General features: G+C 40.4%; 16 protein-coding genes. All 16 read left to right on the plus strand.

What is annotated here, in order from left to right; genetic code table 11:
• The first annotated feature begins 35 nt into the window (after nucleotides 1-35).
• The 16 genes from ABTP35_RS08865 to ABTP35_RS08940 all read left to right on the plus strand — a co-directional run bounded on the left by ABTP35_RS08865 (nucleotide 36) and on the right by ABTP35_RS08940 (nucleotide 16,640).
• Nucleotides 36-197, plus strand: coding sequence for a hypothetical protein (locus ABTP35_RS08865; RefSeq protein WP_281139058.1), 162 nt, complete (start codon nucleotides 36-38; stop codon nucleotides 195-197).
• Between the two features lie 16 nt (nucleotides 198-213).
• Nucleotides 214-1,050: a DUF932 domain-containing protein gene (locus ABTP35_RS08870; RefSeq protein ID WP_281139057.1), complete on the plus strand. Its 837-nt coding sequence runs from the start codon at nucleotides 214-216 to the stop codon at nucleotides 1,048-1,050.
• A 94-nt stretch (nucleotides 1,051-1,144) separates the two neighbouring features.
• Nucleotides 1,145-1,453: a DUF6660 family protein gene (locus tag ABTP35_RS08875; protein ID WP_293296958.1), complete on the plus strand. Its 309-nt coding sequence runs from the start codon at nucleotides 1,145-1,147 to the stop codon at nucleotides 1,451-1,453.
• Nucleotides 1,454-1,591: 138 nt separating this feature from the next.
• Nucleotides 1,592-6,025, plus strand: coding sequence for a CusA/CzcA family heavy metal efflux RND transporter (locus ABTP35_RS08880; RefSeq protein ID WP_293296956.1), 4,434 nt, complete (start codon nucleotides 1,592-1,594; stop codon nucleotides 6,023-6,025).
• 22 nt (nucleotides 6,026-6,047) lie between these two features.
• Nucleotides 6,048-7,286 carry an efflux RND transporter periplasmic adaptor subunit gene (locus ABTP35_RS08885; RefSeq protein ID WP_281139054.1) on the plus strand — a complete coding sequence of 413 codons (1,239 nt, stop codon included), beginning with the start codon at nucleotides 6,048-6,050 and terminating at the stop codon, nucleotides 7,284-7,286.
• A 96-nt stretch (nucleotides 7,287-7,382) separates the two neighbouring features.
• Nucleotides 7,383-7,721: a P-II family nitrogen regulator gene (locus tag ABTP35_RS08890; protein WP_008613762.1), complete on the plus strand. Its 339-nt coding sequence runs from the start codon at nucleotides 7,383-7,385 to the stop codon at nucleotides 7,719-7,721.
• A 15-nt stretch (nucleotides 7,722-7,736) separates the two neighbouring features.
• A complete protein-coding gene (locus ABTP35_RS08895; RefSeq protein WP_027885450.1) occupies nucleotides 7,737-8,153 on the plus strand; it encodes a Fur family transcriptional regulator in 417 nt (138 codons plus the stop codon).
• Nucleotides 8,154-8,162: 9 nt separating this feature from the next.
• Nucleotides 8,163-8,627, plus strand: coding sequence for a Fur family transcriptional regulator (locus ABTP35_RS08900; protein WP_051191359.1), 465 nt, complete (start codon nucleotides 8,163-8,165; stop codon nucleotides 8,625-8,627).
• Complete coding sequence (locus ABTP35_RS08905) at nucleotides 8,624-8,983, plus strand: STAS/SEC14 domain-containing protein (protein WP_027885449.1); 360 nt, start codon at nucleotides 8,624-8,626, stop codon at nucleotides 8,981-8,983. The genes ABTP35_RS08900 and ABTP35_RS08905 overlap by 4 nt, the downstream gene beginning before the upstream one ends.
• A 4-nt stretch (nucleotides 8,984-8,987) precedes the next feature.
• Nucleotides 8,988-11,516: a heavy metal translocating P-type ATPase gene (locus ABTP35_RS08910; protein ID WP_093026604.1), complete on the plus strand. Its 2,529-nt coding sequence runs from the start codon at nucleotides 8,988-8,990 to the stop codon at nucleotides 11,514-11,516.
• Nucleotides 11,517-11,551: 35 nt separating this feature from the next.
• The gene (locus tag ABTP35_RS08915) at nucleotides 11,552-11,986 is read left to right on the plus strand and encodes a Fur family transcriptional regulator (RefSeq protein WP_008613740.1); all 435 of its coding nucleotides are present in this window, start codon (nucleotides 11,552-11,554) and stop codon (nucleotides 11,984-11,986) included.
• Between the two features lie 87 nt (nucleotides 11,987-12,073).
• Complete coding sequence (gene lpdA / locus ABTP35_RS08920) at nucleotides 12,074-13,477, plus strand: dihydrolipoyl dehydrogenase (protein ID WP_111126196.1); 1,404 nt, start codon at nucleotides 12,074-12,076, stop codon at nucleotides 13,475-13,477.
• Between the two features lie 128 nt (nucleotides 13,478-13,605).
• The gene (locus ABTP35_RS08925) at nucleotides 13,606-14,037 is read left to right on the plus strand and encodes a hypothetical protein (RefSeq protein ID WP_027885443.1); all 432 of its coding nucleotides are present in this window, start codon (nucleotides 13,606-13,608) and stop codon (nucleotides 14,035-14,037) included.
• Nucleotides 14,038-14,122: 85 nt separating this feature from the next.
• Entirely contained in the window at nucleotides 14,123-14,914 is a 792-nt protein-coding gene (locus tag ABTP35_RS08930; RefSeq protein WP_027885442.1) for a cation diffusion facilitator family transporter, read from the plus strand.
• 44 nt (nucleotides 14,915-14,958) lie between these two features.
• The gene (locus ABTP35_RS08935) at nucleotides 14,959-15,639 is read left to right on the plus strand and encodes a lipoprotein signal peptidase (RefSeq protein WP_009778866.1); all 681 of its coding nucleotides are present in this window, start codon (nucleotides 14,959-14,961) and stop codon (nucleotides 15,637-15,639) included.
• Nucleotides 15,640-15,641: 2 nt separating this feature from the next.
• Entirely contained in the window at nucleotides 15,642-16,640 is a 999-nt protein-coding gene (locus tag ABTP35_RS08940; protein WP_009778867.1) for a sodium:calcium antiporter, read from the plus strand.
• Nucleotides 16,641-16,647 lie beyond the last annotated feature (7 nt).

Genomic DNA, 16,647 nt, shown 5'->3' on the forward strand with positions numbered 1-16,647 from the left:
TGCTCAAATATTGTTTAATCAAAACCTTTAGTATTATGGAACAAGTATTTAGTGAATCAAAGATTTCGGTGAAAGAAGCCGAAGAACATTATCAATCAAGTAAAGAAAATTACACGATTGAAAGTGCCGAAAGCCATTTGGCTTACTACAGAGAAAAATACCCAAAGTACTTCGCGGTATTATCACAAAATGTCTAATTAAAATTTAATAGTTATGTATTTACAAAATTTACAACAGGATGAAATCTTCGTATCATCAGAAATGAAATCCTTGAAAAGTCTTACCCAAATGGAATCCCGTCGTGGATTGGAAAATGCCATTATATCAAATGGTAAGATTGTCAATGTGGTATCCAACAGCTACGGACACATTCCGAACCAATTGTTCTTCAAAAAAGCTGAAGAAATGCTTATCGATGCGCAGTTGAATTATCACAAACGCACCATCAACAAAAATGACAGGTCATTTATTACCGACTTCATCATAGACGATAAAAGCCAGTTTACGGTCAAGAACCATCAGGATTTGATTCTGCCAATGCTTCGGTTTAAGAACTCGTATGACGGTAGTGAAAAGACCTCTGGTCATTTTGGGTTTTATCGCAAAATCTGTTCCAATGGCTTACACGTTTCTCAGGCTGAAATCGATTTTTCCATTAAGCATAGTAAGAATAATACGAACCTCATAATGCCTAGGCTGAACAACCTGTTCGACAAATTTTTAGACAATGAGTTCTATACCATCACTAAGAAATTTGATAAGATGAAGGAATTTAAAATCATCGATACACGAGAATTCGTAAAAGCAGTGCTGGACAGAACAAAACTGTTTCGGTATGAATGTAGCGATAAGAACAGTGACCCCTCAAAAAAATCCCGTGAGGTCATTGAGATTTTGAATTATGAGGCTTTGTTGCTCAATGAAGAACCGAATTTGTGGTTGGGCTACAATGCCTTTAATGCAGTTTTACACAATACATTGAAGAAGAGCTTTGGCCAACAGGAACGGTTGGATAAAAAGCTATTTGATGAAGTCTATGCTATGGCATAAAGTTAATATAGGTTTGTCCAGTACCTCAAACTGGATTTTTTCTGCCTTACCATTTTGCAACACAGTTGCACCAAAATATTTTTATCTTTGCATTGTGAAAGTTGTAGCAATCATATTATCGTTTTATTTCTTGGCACTCAATGTAGTGCCTTGTAGCGATGCGGCAAATAGTGCCGATGACACCCAAGTTGTTACGGTAATAGATATTGATGGCGACCACGACCAAAACTGTGAGTTATGCTCGCCTTTTTGCCAATGCCATTGTTGTCACGTTCACACGATAAATTTTGGGCTTGTTGCATTTCAACCGCTACAGCCTGCTATTCCTCAAGAATTCTTTGTCCATTTTGATGACCTTGGCAAAGATATTCCCCATTCCCTTTTTCAGCCCCCTCGGGCATAATTCAGTTTTTTTAAAGGATAATTATATCCTTTTTTGACCAAATCCTGGTTCTCATACTAGATCCTTGGTCCTATTGATAGATTTTGTTAGGCACAAAATTATTATCAAGAATTTTAACTGAATTAAATTTTTATTTATATGATTAATAAGATAATCGCATTTTCCATTAATAATAAATTTATTATTGGACTACTTACCTTAGCGCTGATAGGGACGGGTATTTGGTCCATGATGACCGTCAACCTGGGATCGGTGCCAGATATTACTAACAATCAGGTTCAGGTGATCACCCAGTCGCCAAATCTTGCCACAGAAGATATTGAACAATTTGTAACCTATCCCGTAGAACTATCTATGGGTAATTTACCAGGCGTTACAGAAATAAGATCTATCTCACGCTTTGGCCTTTCCGTAGTTACTATCGTTTTTGAAGACGATATGGGAACCTATCTTCCTCGACAGCTGGTACAGGAAAAACTAAACGAACTGGGCGAATCTATCCCTGAAAAATTTGGAAGTCCATCTATGGGTCCCATCTCTACTGGTTTAGGTCAAATCTATGAATACACTATAAAGCCAGAGGAGGGTTTTGAAAACAAGTATTCGCCTATGGAACTGCGCACCGTGCAAGATTGGGTTATCAAACGACAACTCACATTACTGGAAGGCGTGGTAGAGGTCAACTCTTATGGAGGCAGTATTAAACAGTACGAGGTCACTGTCAACCCAGATAAGTTGAATAGTTTGGGTATTAGTATTTCACAAGTGTATGAGGCTCTCGCTCGGAACAATGTGAATACAGGCGGTGCTTACATAGAAAAAAATAAAATGTCAAATTTCATAAGAGGTGAAGGTCTTATTCGCTCTTTGGAAGACATTAAAGATATTTCGATTATTAACGAGGGCAACATTCCCGTAACTATTGGAGATGTTGCAACACGCGTCCATTTTGGGAATCAGGTACGTTATGGTGCTTTTACGCAAGACGGTAAGGAAGCCGTGGGAGGAATAATAATGATGCTAAAAGGTTCAAACCCTAATGCGGTTATTCAAAATGTTAAGAATCGTATGGCAGAAATTGAAAAATCCCTGCCAGAAGGTCTCACTATCGCCCCTATCATTGATCGTAGTGAGCTAATTGCCAGAACGACCGATACCGTTAAAACCAATTTACTGGAAGGCGCCCTAATCGTGATATTTGCCCTTGTTTTATTGTTGGGTAGTTTAAGAGGTGGCATCATAACGGCCACGACCATACCGTTGTCCTTGCTTTTTGCCTTTATATTAATGAAGCAATTTAATGTATGGGCAAACTTAATGAGCTTGGGAGCTATAGACTTTGGGATTATTATAGATGGTGCCGTGATTATTATAGAAGGAACGGTGTATGAGATCCAAAAACGGATTAGGTCTGGAAAGCTAAAATTCAATCAAGGCGTAATGGATAAAGTAGCCTATGATGCCGGAACCACGATGATGGGTTCCGCATTTTTTGGACAGATTATAATTCTTATTGTATTCACGCCTATACTTTTTCTTACGGGGGTAGAAGGTAAAATGTTTAAGCCGATGGCGTACACTTTCGGTTTTGCCATGATAGGTGCTATTTTCTTATGCCTTACCTATGTCCCTATGATGTCTGCCCTATTTATGAAACCCATTCAGAATAAAAAGAACTGGTTTGGAAGGTTTGAACGCTGGCTGGAAAGGATAAGTGATAAGATAATTGGTGGAATACAAAGGGTATATATGCCTTTACTGAAAGGGGCATTAAAACTGAAGCTCATTGTTGTAGGTGCTGCTGCTGTTCTACTTGTATTAGCCGGTTTCCTTTTTTCCAGAATGGGAGGAGAATTTGTGCCTCAACTGGATGAAGGGGATATTGCAATGCAGGCTTTAATCAGACCAGGAAGTTCATTAACAGAGTCTATTGAAGTTTCCAAAAAAATAGAAAATATCCTTCTAGAAAATTTTCCTGAAATTAAAACAGCAACAGCAAGAATTGGAGTAGCGGACATCCCAACAGATCCAATGCCGATGGATATAGCAGATATGTACCTGATTCTTGAAAAAGATAAGGATAATTGGACAACCGCTGAAACTAAAGAAGGACTTATAGCGCAAATCAAGGAAAAACTCAATAAAGAACTTACTGGGGTAAACCTTGTGTTTACGCAACCTGTAGAATTAAGGTTCAACGAATTATTAGAGGGGGTTAGAGAAGATATTGCGGTTAAACTATATGGAGAGGACCTGGGGGTGTTGTCGGAAAAGGTACAGGAAATGGCCAGTATTATCCAAACCGTGCCTGGTGCAGGAGACGTAAACGCGGAGCGAACATCAGGCCTCCCACAAATGACCGTTAAATTTAACCGTGATAAAATTGCGCAATATGGACTGGATATCCAAAAAGCCAATGATTACATAAGTACAGCTTTTGCAGGAGGAACAGCCGGAGTCATTTTTGAAGGAGAAAAACGATTTGATCTGGTAGTAAGATTTGATGAAGATCATAGAAAGAATATTGATGATTTGCGTGGTATGTATATCGATCTTCCAGACGGAACTCAGGTGCCTATAAAAGAAATAGCAGATATTGAGTATGTTCCGGGGCCTATGCAAATTTCAAGAGATGATACCTACAGAAGAACCTATGTGGGTGTAAACGCCCGGGGAAGAGATGTAGAGTCTGTGGTGAACGACATTCAGCAAAAATTAGATGAGGAATTAGAATTGCCACCAGGTTATTATATTACTTATGGAGGGGAGTTCGAAAACCTTCAGAGTGCCAAAGACCGATTAGTGATTGTGGTACCGATAGCCTTATTCCTGATTTTCGTGCTTCTATATTTTGCCTTAAAATCTTTTTCCCAATCTATCATGATCTATATGGCGATACCATTGGCTGCTATCGGAGGTGTTTTTGCCCTTTGGTTAAGAGGTATGCCATTTAGCATTTCCGCAGGTGTAGGCTTCATTGTTCTGTTTGGTGTTGCAGTTTTAAACGGACTGGTACTAATAAATAGATTCAATTCTTTAAAAGAAGAAGGAGTAACCAGTATAAGAGATAGAATTTTTACAGGAACCAAAGAACGAATACGACCTATTATGTTAACAGCAACAACAGATATTTTCGGTTTTTTACCAATGGCATTTTCCACATCTGCCGGTGCAGAAGTTCAACAACCACTTGCTACAGTTGTTATAGGTGGTATGCTTACGGCTACCTTGCTTACGCTGGTGGTTCTTCCTGTCCTTTATACATTTGTAGAGAAGAGACGGGAGAAAAAGGAACAGAACAAGCTTGGTTCTTCCAATTCACGATCTTTAGCTACGATTTTGATAATTGGCTTTGTTTTAGGCGGAACCTTTTCTGTAAATGCACAATCTGATGCAATGTCATCTGAATATTCACAACAGGATTCTTTACAAACTATTAGTTTGCAAGAGGCTAAAGAAATGGCAATCCAAAACTTTCCGCAATTAAAAGCTGCTCAACTTGAAATTGAAAGTGAGGAAGTATTGCGTAAAACCGCCTATGATTTTGGAAATACCCAAATCTTTACAGGAAAAGAAGAAGTAGGAAATGGCTCTGATGGGGTCTATACTCAAATTGGCGTCCAACAGCAAGGCATTGATATTTTTGGAATTGCCCCCCGGTTAAAATTGCAGAAAGAAAGGGTTGCCCTTGCTGAAAGTGCCTTAGAGTTATCTACTATTGAAATTGAACGTGAAGTAAGCAGGGCCTGGGCCTCGGTTTATACAACTAAAAGGACATTCCAGGTTTATAGAAAAATGGATTCAATTTTTGAAGATATTGAAAGGGCTGCAAGAATCAGGTATGAAACAGAGGCCACCTCCAAATTGGAATATCTTGCTACCTCCAACCAGGCGAACGAGGTTAAAATACAGCTGGAACAATCGTACCGAGATTACCTGAAATCAATACAGCGTTTAAACCTATGGTTCGTTAGTGACACAATCTATGATGTACCAGATTTGCCTGTTGAAACTTTAGACGAACCTTTAAACTTTCTGGTAGAGTCGCTTGAAAATCATCCGTTGCTACAGGTTTCGGAACAAAGGATAGATGTTGCCAAAGCGGTTACCAGAGAACGAAAATCTGAATTTTTGCCCAAATTTCAGGGTCAGTACGGTAGGCAGGAAATAGCCGGGCAATCGGGTTTCTTCCAATATCAAATAGGAATTCAAATTCCGCTGTTTTTTGGGCCGGAATTAGGCCGTACACAGGAAGCACAAGTAAATAGACAGATTGCAGAGCAAAACTTTTATCAGGATAAAATCGAACTGGAAACCGCCTATAAAAATATGCGTGAAGACTATATCAAATGGAGAAACTCATGGAATTATTATAGGGATGAAGCACTTCCTTTAGCACAGGAACAACAGGAAGGGTCAGTATTAGCATTTAAAGAGGGAGCTATAGATTATATAACTTTCCTTCAAAATATAAGAGATGCCATTAGAATCGAGGTAAATGCCTGGAGTGCTTTTAACGATTATCTCGACAGCCGTTACCAACTGGAATATTACCTTAAGAATTCAAATTAAAAATTAAAATAAGAAAATCGATATGAATACAAGATCAATAAATATTCTAATGCTTGCCTTAACGCTCAGCATATTCTTTGGATGTAAAGAAAATCCTGCGGCAGGGGAAGATGCTTCCAGTGAAACTGCAACTACTAATACCGAAGAAGGTGAAAATCACGGTGAGGAAGGAGATGAAGAAGAAGGAGGGATGCGTTCGGTACATCTTTCAGAAATGAAATTCAATAGTCTGGGGATTAAAGTAGATACCTTGCCTAAAAAAGCTTTGTCCGGTATTGTGGAAGCCAATGGCCAGTTAGAAGTGCCGCCACAATATGAAGCTACCGTTACGGCAATTTTAGGCGGTAATATAACTTCTATAAAGGTTATTGAGGGGGATAAGGTAAATAAAGGTCAGGTGTTGGCTTATCTTTCTCACCCAAATTTAACCAGAATGCAGTCTGATTATATTAATGCATATAGTAGGATGCAATTTTTGGAAAAGGAATTTGAAAGACAGAAACGTTTATATGAAGCAGAGGTAGGATCTGGAAAATCTTTTCAACAAACCCAATCAGATTACCAGTCTGTACAAGGTGAAGTGCGGGGGTATGAATCACAGTTACGGCAGTTAAACCTAAATGCTTCCCAGGTTAGAGACGGTGAATTATATGAATATATTCCGGTAGTAAGCCCAATTGGAGGTTATATAGAAAAAGTAAAGGTGCAAATTGGCCAATATGTAGAACCACAAACCAGTATGTTTATGGTAGTTGATAATGAACATGTGCATGCCGATCTAATGGTTTTTGAAAAAGATATTTATAAGGTGAAAGAAGGCCAAAAGATTGCGTTTACACTGGAATCGGTTCCAGGCAGTAATTTAACCGGGGAAATTTATTCAGTGGGGAAACAATTTGAACAAAACCCCAAAGCGGTACATGTGCATGCAGAAATCGATAATAAAGAAGATTTTCTAATTCCGGGGATGTATATAAACGGAAAAATCAGGACCGGTGAAGAAGCTGTTCCTGCCTTACCGGAAGAAGCAATAATTGAAGAAGAAGGAAATCCCTACATCTTTACGGCCCAAAAACACCAGGAAGATGGTGAAACCGAATGGGAATTGAAACCAGTGCAGGTTAGAACGGGAATAAATGAAGATGGTTGGGTTGAAATTAAACTGCTGGAGCCTCTGCCTGAAGGTACGTTGGTTGCCTATAATAATGCCTATTATCTGGTTTCTGAAATGCAGAAAAGCCAGACTTCCCATGGTCATTAAATTAAAAAAATTAGATGGATGGACTCTCTGTTAAATGTTTGTCTTAATTAAAATTCCAGAGGGTTCATCCTTAATACTAAAATTAATATTACAGCAATGAAAGAAATAAAAGCATTTATAAAACCGAAACGAGTTCAAAAAGTGATAGAATCCCTTAGTGAAAGTGGATTCAAAAGTATGACGCTTTCCCAGGGGGAAGGTACCGGGGCTTTTAAAGCAAAAGGCGCATCACCTTCTTTAGATTTCCGTGTAACAGACAGTCCGGTTGTAAAGTTAGAACTGGTATGTCAAAACGAAGAAGCACAATCAGCAATAGATATTATCCTTGAGAATGCAAAAACAACTGAACCCGGTGACGGAATAATTTATCTTTCCGATATTGAAGATGCCTTCCAGATAAAAACCGGGGAATCCATAAAGCGTTACGACCCCTAAATACTTTTATAGCAAATGGAAAAAATAGTAAAAAAGTTGGAAAGCAAAGGCATCCGCCCTACGGCAATGCGCTTGATGACCTATAGACGGCTGGCACAACTGAATGTGGCCGTTAGCTTAGGCGACCTTGGAAAGGATTTCGAAAGCTCGGAAAGGAGTACGCTTTTCCGTACTATGAAGACATTTGAAGAAAAAGGAATCGTGCATCAAATTGAGGATGGCACCGGCATCATTAAATATGCCCTGTGCGAAGACAATTGTGAATGTGAGGTGGGAAACGACCTTCACTTACATTTTCATTGCAATAGTTGCGGGGAAACCGTGTGCCTTACAGAGCACAAAATCCCTCAGATAAACCTGCCCGAAGGCTATGTGGCAGAGGATATCAATCTGGTAGTAAAGGGAATATGTGAGAAATGTAGTGGCGTTTAATTTTATGAGATGACCAAAGCCGAAGAAACACTTAGAAACAACGGGATTAGACCTACCAAAATGAGATTATTTATTTATAAATATCTCAAAAGAAAGTTTTATGCTGTAACATTAAGGGAAATAGAAACGGCTTTCGTTAAAAAAAGTAAACATACACGAGATAGAACAACAATTTATCGGAGTATAAAATTATTTCAAAAGAAAGGGATTATACATCAAATTGATGACGGTACGGCTACCGCAAAATATGCATATTCTGATAAGAATTCGCTGGATCTACACTTACACCTTCACTGTATGAATTGCAGCAAAACCTTCTGTTTGCCCAATAAAGTTCCACAGGAAAATTTACCTGACAAATACGAAATAACCGAAGTAAATTTAGTTTTGAAGGGGGCATGTGTAAAATGCCAAAAAGCAAAGAAGCTAAAATATAACATAGACCAATCTGCTCATAAAAACTTAAAACAATGATACGAATCAAAAATGTCGAAAAAAGCAATTTGATATCCGCTTCAATAAGCGGTAAGATTACTAAAGAGGATATAGAGAAAATCCATCCTTTGATACATAATATTGTCAAAAATGGAAATAAGGTGAATTTCTTTTTTGAACTAGTTAACTTTAAGGGCTACGATCTCAAAGGCTTATGGGAAGATTTAAAAGTTGATACCGCCCATATTTCAGATTATGGAAAGATGGCCTTTGTGGGTGAAAAAGAATGGCAGGAATGGGCTGCTAAAGCCACTGATTTTTTTACAAGCTCGGAAGTTAAATATTTCGACTTTACCGAAAAGGAAGAAGCTAAAAGATGGATATTAAACCAATAGGGATATGAAAAAGCTACAACTAAAAATTCCGGTATTGCTACCTCAGGTGCCAAATGAAAAAGACACTTGTGTGCAAAGGCTCATTGCTGAATTAGAGGCCAAAGAGGGTCTTGAAAAAGTACATATAGTAGATGATCAGGAAGATACGGTGCCGCAACTGTGCTTTCATTATGATCCGGACATTATCTCTATTGACCGAATTCAATCTTTGGCGGAAAATGCCGGGGCAGAAATTACAGAAAAATATGGTCATCTTCTTTTAGAGGTTGAGGGGATTAGACATACAAGGCACGCTCGTTCCATCGAGAAAAGCCTTTTGGCAATCAATGGAGTTTTGGAAGTTTCCGTTTCAGGCTCTGGAATGGTACGACTTGAATTTGATAAAAAGCAAACGAATTTTGATGAAATAAGTAAACAAATTGAAAAAGAATACCTTCAGATTCAGCGGAGTTCTTCAAACGAAAATGATTACACCAAAGCATCCAAAAAACAGGAGCGTTCAAAGAAGGAAGATACTAAAGAACAAACTTCCACAGAGGGGCACGAGCACAAAGAGGGCGAGACCCACGAGGAAGGAGAAGGGCACGCCCACGGTGGGATTTTCGGTAAAAATACGGAGCTTATTTTTTCTATTATCTGCGGCGCCCTTCTCGGGATAGGTTTCGGACTTTCCTATGTTGCATCCATCCCAGATTGGGTCAGTCTTACTTTATACATAGGTGCTTACTTTTTTGGGGGTTACTTTACGGCAAAAGAGGCCATACAGACCGTTGCCAAAGGTGGTTTTGAAATCGATTTTTTAATGTTGGTGGCCGCCATAGGTGCCGCTGTTCTGGGAGAATGGGCCGAAGGTGCACTCTTGCTGTTCCTGTTCAGCCTTGGCCACGCCCTGGAACACTATGCAATGAACAAGGCCCGAAAGTCCATAGCGGCCCTTGCCGATCTCGCACCAAAAACAGCTTTGCTCAAAAAAGATGGCAAAACCGAAGAGGTGGGTATCGAAAAATTGGGTATAGGCGATATTATCGTGGTCAAGCCGAACAGTAAAATATCTGCCGATGGCGTTGTGGTCAACGGAAAAAGCAGTGTCAACCAAGCTCCGATTACCGGGGAAAGTGTACCGGTAGATAAAGTTCCCGTAGAAGATGTTGACAAGGATTATTCGGCGCAAGATGATATCAAGGATGAAAACCGCGTTTTTGCCGGAACGATCAATGGGAACAATACTTTGGAAATTAAAGTGATCAAAGCAGCCAAAGATTCAACGCTTTCCCGATTGGTGAAACTGGTTAACGAGGCCCAGACCCAAAAATCACCTACCCAGTTGCTCACCGATAAATTTGAAAAATATTTTGTGCCGTCCGTCCTTATTTTGGTCGGGATTCTTTTGTTCGCTTTTTTAGTTATTGACGAACCCTTTAGCGCGAGCTTTTACCGGGCAATGGCGGTACTGGTAGCTGCAAGTCCCTGTGCGTTGGCAATCTCGACCCCAAGTGCTGTATTGAGTGGAGTGGCCAGAGCTGCCCGTGGCGGGGTATTAATTAAAGGAGGGCGCCCTCTGGAGGACCTGGGGGTTATTACCGCCCTCGCCTTTGATAAAACCGGAACTCTAACGGAAGGAAAGCCAAAACTTACCCAAGTGGTGCCACTTGGAAATATATCTGAAAACGAACTTCTCAAAATAGCAGTAGCTGTGGAAAGTTTGAGTGATCACCCCCTGGCCAAAGCTGTAGTTCGTGATGGAAAAGAGCGTCTGGAAGGCGAGGAAATCCCAAATGCCTCTAATTTGGAGGCAGTTCTGGGTAAAGGGATTAAAGCATCGTTTGGCAATGATAAAATCTATATAGGTAACCTCGACCTGTACGAAGGGCTTGATGAGAGTACACCTTCCGAAAAAATAGCTACGAAAGTGCGTGGTCTTGAAGGTGGTGGAAATACAACAATGCTTATACGAAAAAATGAAGAATATATAGGCATCATTGCATTAATGGATACCCCTCGTGAAGCCGCCAAGGGAACCCTCAAAAAATTAAAAGAAATCGGCATTAAACGAATGATCATGCTTACCGGAGATAACCAGAAGGTAGCAGACGCTGTAGCAGAAGAAATAGGATTGACCGATGCCTGGGGGAGCCTATTGCCGGAAGAAAAAGTGGATGCTATAAAAGAATTAAAAGAAAAGGAATCCAAGGTGGCAATGGTGGGCGATGGCGTTAATGATGCCCCTGCCATGGCAAACAGCACTGTAGGCATAGCTATGGGTGCTGCGGGAAGTGATGTAGCCTTGGAAACGGCGGATATTGCGCTAATGGCCGATAAGTTGGAAACCCTGCCCTTTGCCATAGGCTTAAGCAGGAAGGCAAAGGCGATTATCAGGCAAAACCTTTGGGTTAGCCTTGGTATTGTGGCCCTGCTTATACCTTCAACCATATTCGGCTTGGCAAATATTGGAGTGGCTGTAGTAATCCATGAAGGTTCGACGCTTCTGGTGGTTTTTAATGCGTTAAGGCTTTTGGCTTATAAAAAAGATTAGATCCGGACTTAGACTGTTTTTCGAAAGAATATAAAATGACAAAAACGGAAAAAAAATTATCGTCAAAAGGGATACGTCCCACTGAAATGAGGTTGAAAATTCACAAATACCTCAATAGGAAGACCTATGCAGTAAGTTTAAACGAAATGCAAAAAGTCTTTATCGCTAAAAGCGAAAAAAACAAAACGGCAAACAGAACTACCTTTTATCGAAACCTAAAAACTTTTGAAGATAAAGGGCTAATTCATCAGATTAATGATGGGACAGGAGTGGCAAAATTTGCAATTTCCGATAAAAAGGCCAAAGGTAAATACGGTACAGATTTACATATGCATTTTCATTGTACCGTTTGCGGAAAAACTATTTGCTTGCCGGATAGAATATCGAAACAAAACTTGCCGGACGATTATGAAATAAACGATTTGAACCTGGTATTAAAAGGGGTATGTAAAAATTGTAGTAAAAAATAATAGGTGGGAGTACCTTAAAACTGAACCCTTGCGCCCCTGGTCAGCTTAAGGTTTCCCCCACCTTATTTAATTAAAAAATTTACGAATATGGAAAAATATGATGTAACAATTATAGGCTCTGGCCCTGGCGGGTATGTAAGCGCTATACGTTGCGCCCAATTAGGATTAAAAGTAGCCATTATTGAAAGGTACAGCACGCTTGGCGGCACCTGCCTTAACGTGGGCTGTATCCCGTCAAAAGCCTGGCTTGAAGCCTCTGAGCATTATTACAAACTCAAACATCAATTCGAAAATTTTGGGATTGATGTAAAAGAAGCCAATGTCGATATCAAAAAAATGAACCAAAGGGTTCAGGATGTGGTACAGGAAATCATCAATGGCGTTGGGTATCTGATGAAAAAGAACAAAGTTACCGTCTATGAAGGCCACGGCACCATCAAGGACAAAAACACGATTGAGATTAAGGCCGAAGCTAAAACGGAAACTATAGAAACCGATAAAATTATCATTGCCACAGGGTCCAAACCCGCTTCCTTGCCCAATATTAAAATCGATAAAAAAAGGATAATCTCTTCTACCGAGGCCCTTGCGCTACAGGAAATTCCCGACCATTTATTGGTCGTTGGTGGAGGCGTTATCGGGGTTGAGATAGGTTCTGTTTTCGCCCGCCTGGGCTCTAAGGTGTCTATTGTGGAATATTTTGATAGCCTCATCGCCACTATGGATGGCGCACTGGGACATCAATTGCATCGTTCCCTAAGAAAACAGGGAATTGAGTTTTATTTGGAACATAAAGTGACCAATGCAACAGCAACGGACAACAAAGTTGAATTGAAAGCGGAAAACCTGTCCGATAAAAAAGAAATGAATTTAGAAGGCGACTATTGCCTTATGGCCATTGGCCGGAAACCGTACACCGCCAATTTAGGCCTTGAAAACATTGGCGTGGAAACCAATGAGAAAGGACAGGTAACGGTAAATGAGAACCTTGAAACCAATGTCAAGGGTGTATATGCCATTGGGGATGTAATCCGAGGGGCAATGCTTGCCCATAAAGCCAGTGAAGAGGGCGTTTTTGTAGCCGAAAGGATAGCAGATCAAAAGCCACATATCAATTATTCGCTTATTCCTAATATTGTTTATACCCAGCCCGAAGTGGCCGGGGTAGGCTTAACCGAAGAAGAATTGAAAGAAGCAGGAAGAAGTATTAAAACAGGCTCTTTTCCTTTTAAGGCCAACGCAAGGGCGAAAATAAGTATGGACACCGACGGCTTCATAAAAGTAATCGCAGATAAAGAAACTGATGAGATATTGGGAGTGCATATGATAGGGCCACGCATTGCAGACAGCTATACCGAAGCGGTGGTAGCGATGGAATTCAGGGCATCTGCCGAAGATGTTGCAAGGATGTCCCACGGGCACCCAACTTTTTCAGAAACCTTTAAAGAGGCCTGTCTGGCAGCCACCGAAGACAGAGCGTTGCATATTTAACGGCCTTAATTTAATTGTAAAATCGGATTAGGCAGTTTTTAATCATTTCATAAGACTTAAATCAGTTTGTATTAAGTTTAAGTTTATGGTCTAAAAAATAAAATAAATATTTTAAAAATGTAAAGAGCATGAGAACTATTCCGAAAGACAAAAACATCGATAGTAGTTTGACGCTACTTCGTGACGGCTATGAATTTATTCAGAAAAAGCGTCAAAAGCTTTGGTCCGATATTTTTAGAACCCGTTTGATGTTAAAGGAAACGATCTGCATGAGTGGAAAAGAAGCCGCGGAGGTTTTCTATGACACTGAAAAGTTTCAGCGAAAAGACGCTGCTCCTAAAAGAGTGCAAAAAACATTATTCCTCCAGAAGGGTGTCCAGACACTGAATAATTCAGCATACAGGCAAAGAAATGAAATGTCTATGTCTTTGATGAAACCGGATAGCCTGCGGGGGTTCCTAAAAATTCAAAAGAGCTACTGGGAAACATACATTGGTAAATGGGAGAAAGATGAAGAGCAAAAGTGCCTTTGCCGGAGTGGTTTCAGGCAGAAGAAGTAAACCTGCTGCTAAAAGGATTTTGTAACAATTGTATCCGGATAAAGGACAACTATTATAACGAATATTAAAAATAAAAAAAGAGATAATGGAGAAAACAACATTTAAGATAACCAAAATGGATTGCCCTTCGGAAGAGCAGATGATCCGGATGAAGTTGGAATCTTATGCTCAAGTGAAATATTTGGATTTTGATATTCCCAACAGGAAATTGGAAGTATATCATGTGGATGGCATTGAAGATATACAAACATCAATAGCCGGTTTAAACCTTGGGGATTCTTTAGAGGGAACCACAGAAGCCGAACCACCCGTAATGGAAGACCAATCCAAACAAAAAAGAATCCTTTGGTGGGTCTTGGGCATCAACTTTGGTTTTTTCGTTATCGAAATGACCACAGGTTGGATTTCCTCTTCTATGGGACTTGTGGCGGATTCGTTGGATATGCTGGCAGATTCCATCGTATATGCGCTAAGCCTATTCGCGGTAGGCGGTGCCATTTCAAGAAAAAAGAAGGTCGCAAAATTCAGCGGGTATTTTCAGATGGCATTGGCAACACTTGGTTTTGCAGAGGTATTAAGAAGGTTTTTTACCAGTAGTGAAACACCAATGTTCCAGTGGATGATTGTAGTTTCCATTTTAGCCCTACTGGGGAACCTTATTTCGCTTTGGTTGATAAACAAGGCTAAAAGTAAGGAGGCCCATATGCAGGCCAGTGCCATTTTTACGTCCAATGATATTATTGTAAACGGTGGGGTTATAGTGGCAGGGGTACTGGTCTATTTTCTGAATAGCAAATGGCCCGATTTGGTGATTGGCGGCATCGTCTTCACGTTTGTAATGCGGGGCGCCATAAGAATTTTAAAATTATCTAAATAATGCAAATATATGTTGCACAAGACGTTGGGAAACAATAGGAAATTATGAATAAAAGTAGTGTAGCATTATTGATTTTACTGTTGTTGGCAATAGACCAGACCATAAAGATTTATGTGAAGACCCATTTTTATTATGGCGAGGAGTACTACGTATTTGGCCTGGATTGGTTTCGCTTGCATTTTTTGGAAAATCCCGGAATGGCCTGGGGCTTTAAGTTTGGGGAGGGATATCTGGCCAAGCTTGTTTTGATCCTATTTCGGCTGGCCGCCATTGTTTGGGGGACTTTTTATATCAAAAAGATGATACGTGAAGGATATGCAAAGGTTTTTGTAATCTGTGCAGCATTTATATACGCAGGTGCATTGGGTAATTTGATTGACGGTGCATTTTACGGACTGATCTTTGAAAAAAGTGATCCGGCAGTACAAAACGTTGCAGAAATATTCCCGTCAGGGGGTGGATATGCTGGATTTTTAAATGGCAATGTCGTGGATATGTGGTTCCTTCCCATTATTGATACAAGGCTTCCGGAGTGGCTGCCATTTTGGGGAGGTAATCAATTTACTTTTTTTGACCCTGTATTTAATACCGCAGATGTCTGGATTAGCACGGGAGTGATTTTACTCCTGATCTTTCAAAGCCAACAAAAAAAAGACCAGAAAATATCGGAAAATAAAAAGTTGAAATATACTGAGGGTAACAGAAAAATTATAAACAACGATTAGTTATGAACGTTTGGCTTTGGGTAGTAGTATTGGGATTGGCAGCTTGGGCTGCCCATTGGGGTGCGGACCAACTCTTGACGCCTTTAAAGATGCTCCGTAAGCAATGGGGGCTTACAGCTTCTGCAGGAGCAGCTCTCCTTGCCATTGTGACCGCCAGCCCCGAGGTAGCTGTAAACGTTACCAGTGCAGCCCGGGGAGTATCGGAAATTGGTCTGGGCAACCTTTTGGGTTCCAATATAATTTCCATTCCGTTGATGGTTAGCATAGCCTATTTCGCTTCCAGAAAGCAATTTAAAAATAATAAGGAACACCAAAAACATCTGGATGCCAACCTACTGGCTCTGAACAAACGTTCTGTTTCGGTATTGTCCATCCCCTACCTGGCAATCATTGCTTTGGTAGCTATACTAACCCTTCCCAAAGCCTGGCGTGGATTACAACCCATCGATGGCTATATTATGCTGGCTGCCTATGCTGCTTTTTTAACGCATGCCATTATAAAAGGCAGGGAAAAGGGCGAAAAAGTAGAATGGGACAAAAAGAAAGTCTGGTTATCCGTGGCCGGGGCCCTGGCCATAGCTGTGGGTGCTTTTTTTATTGTTAAGGCAACAGAAAATATTGTTTCGGCCCTGAATATTTCTGAAATCGTTGGGGGATTGTTCATCACGGGTATAATGACCACCGCGCCTGAAATATTTAAGACCTGGAGCGTGGTGAAAGGAGGCGAAGTAACGGCAGGCACCACTAGTGTTATCGCAGATAATGCTGTTACGATGACGGTCGCCTTTTTCCCGTTGGCGCTGGTTACTACCCCTATCGAAGATTTCCAGTTGTTTTGGGTGAATCTTGCCTTCGTTGGACTGATGCCGCTTTTGTACTCCCTTTTTGTCCATCAAAGCAAGGAACTTCACGGTTTTAGCAGATGGCAGATATTCGCGTTCGATGCAGCCTATATCGTCTATCTATTGACAATGGTATTTTTTGTTCTAAAACTATTTTAAAATAAAA

Origin of the sequence: Flagellimonas alginilytica, from assembly GCF_042134605.1 — a bacterium.
Lineage (GTDB): Bacteria > Bacteroidota > Bacteroidia > Flavobacteriales > Flavobacteriaceae > Flagellimonas > Flagellimonas alginolytica.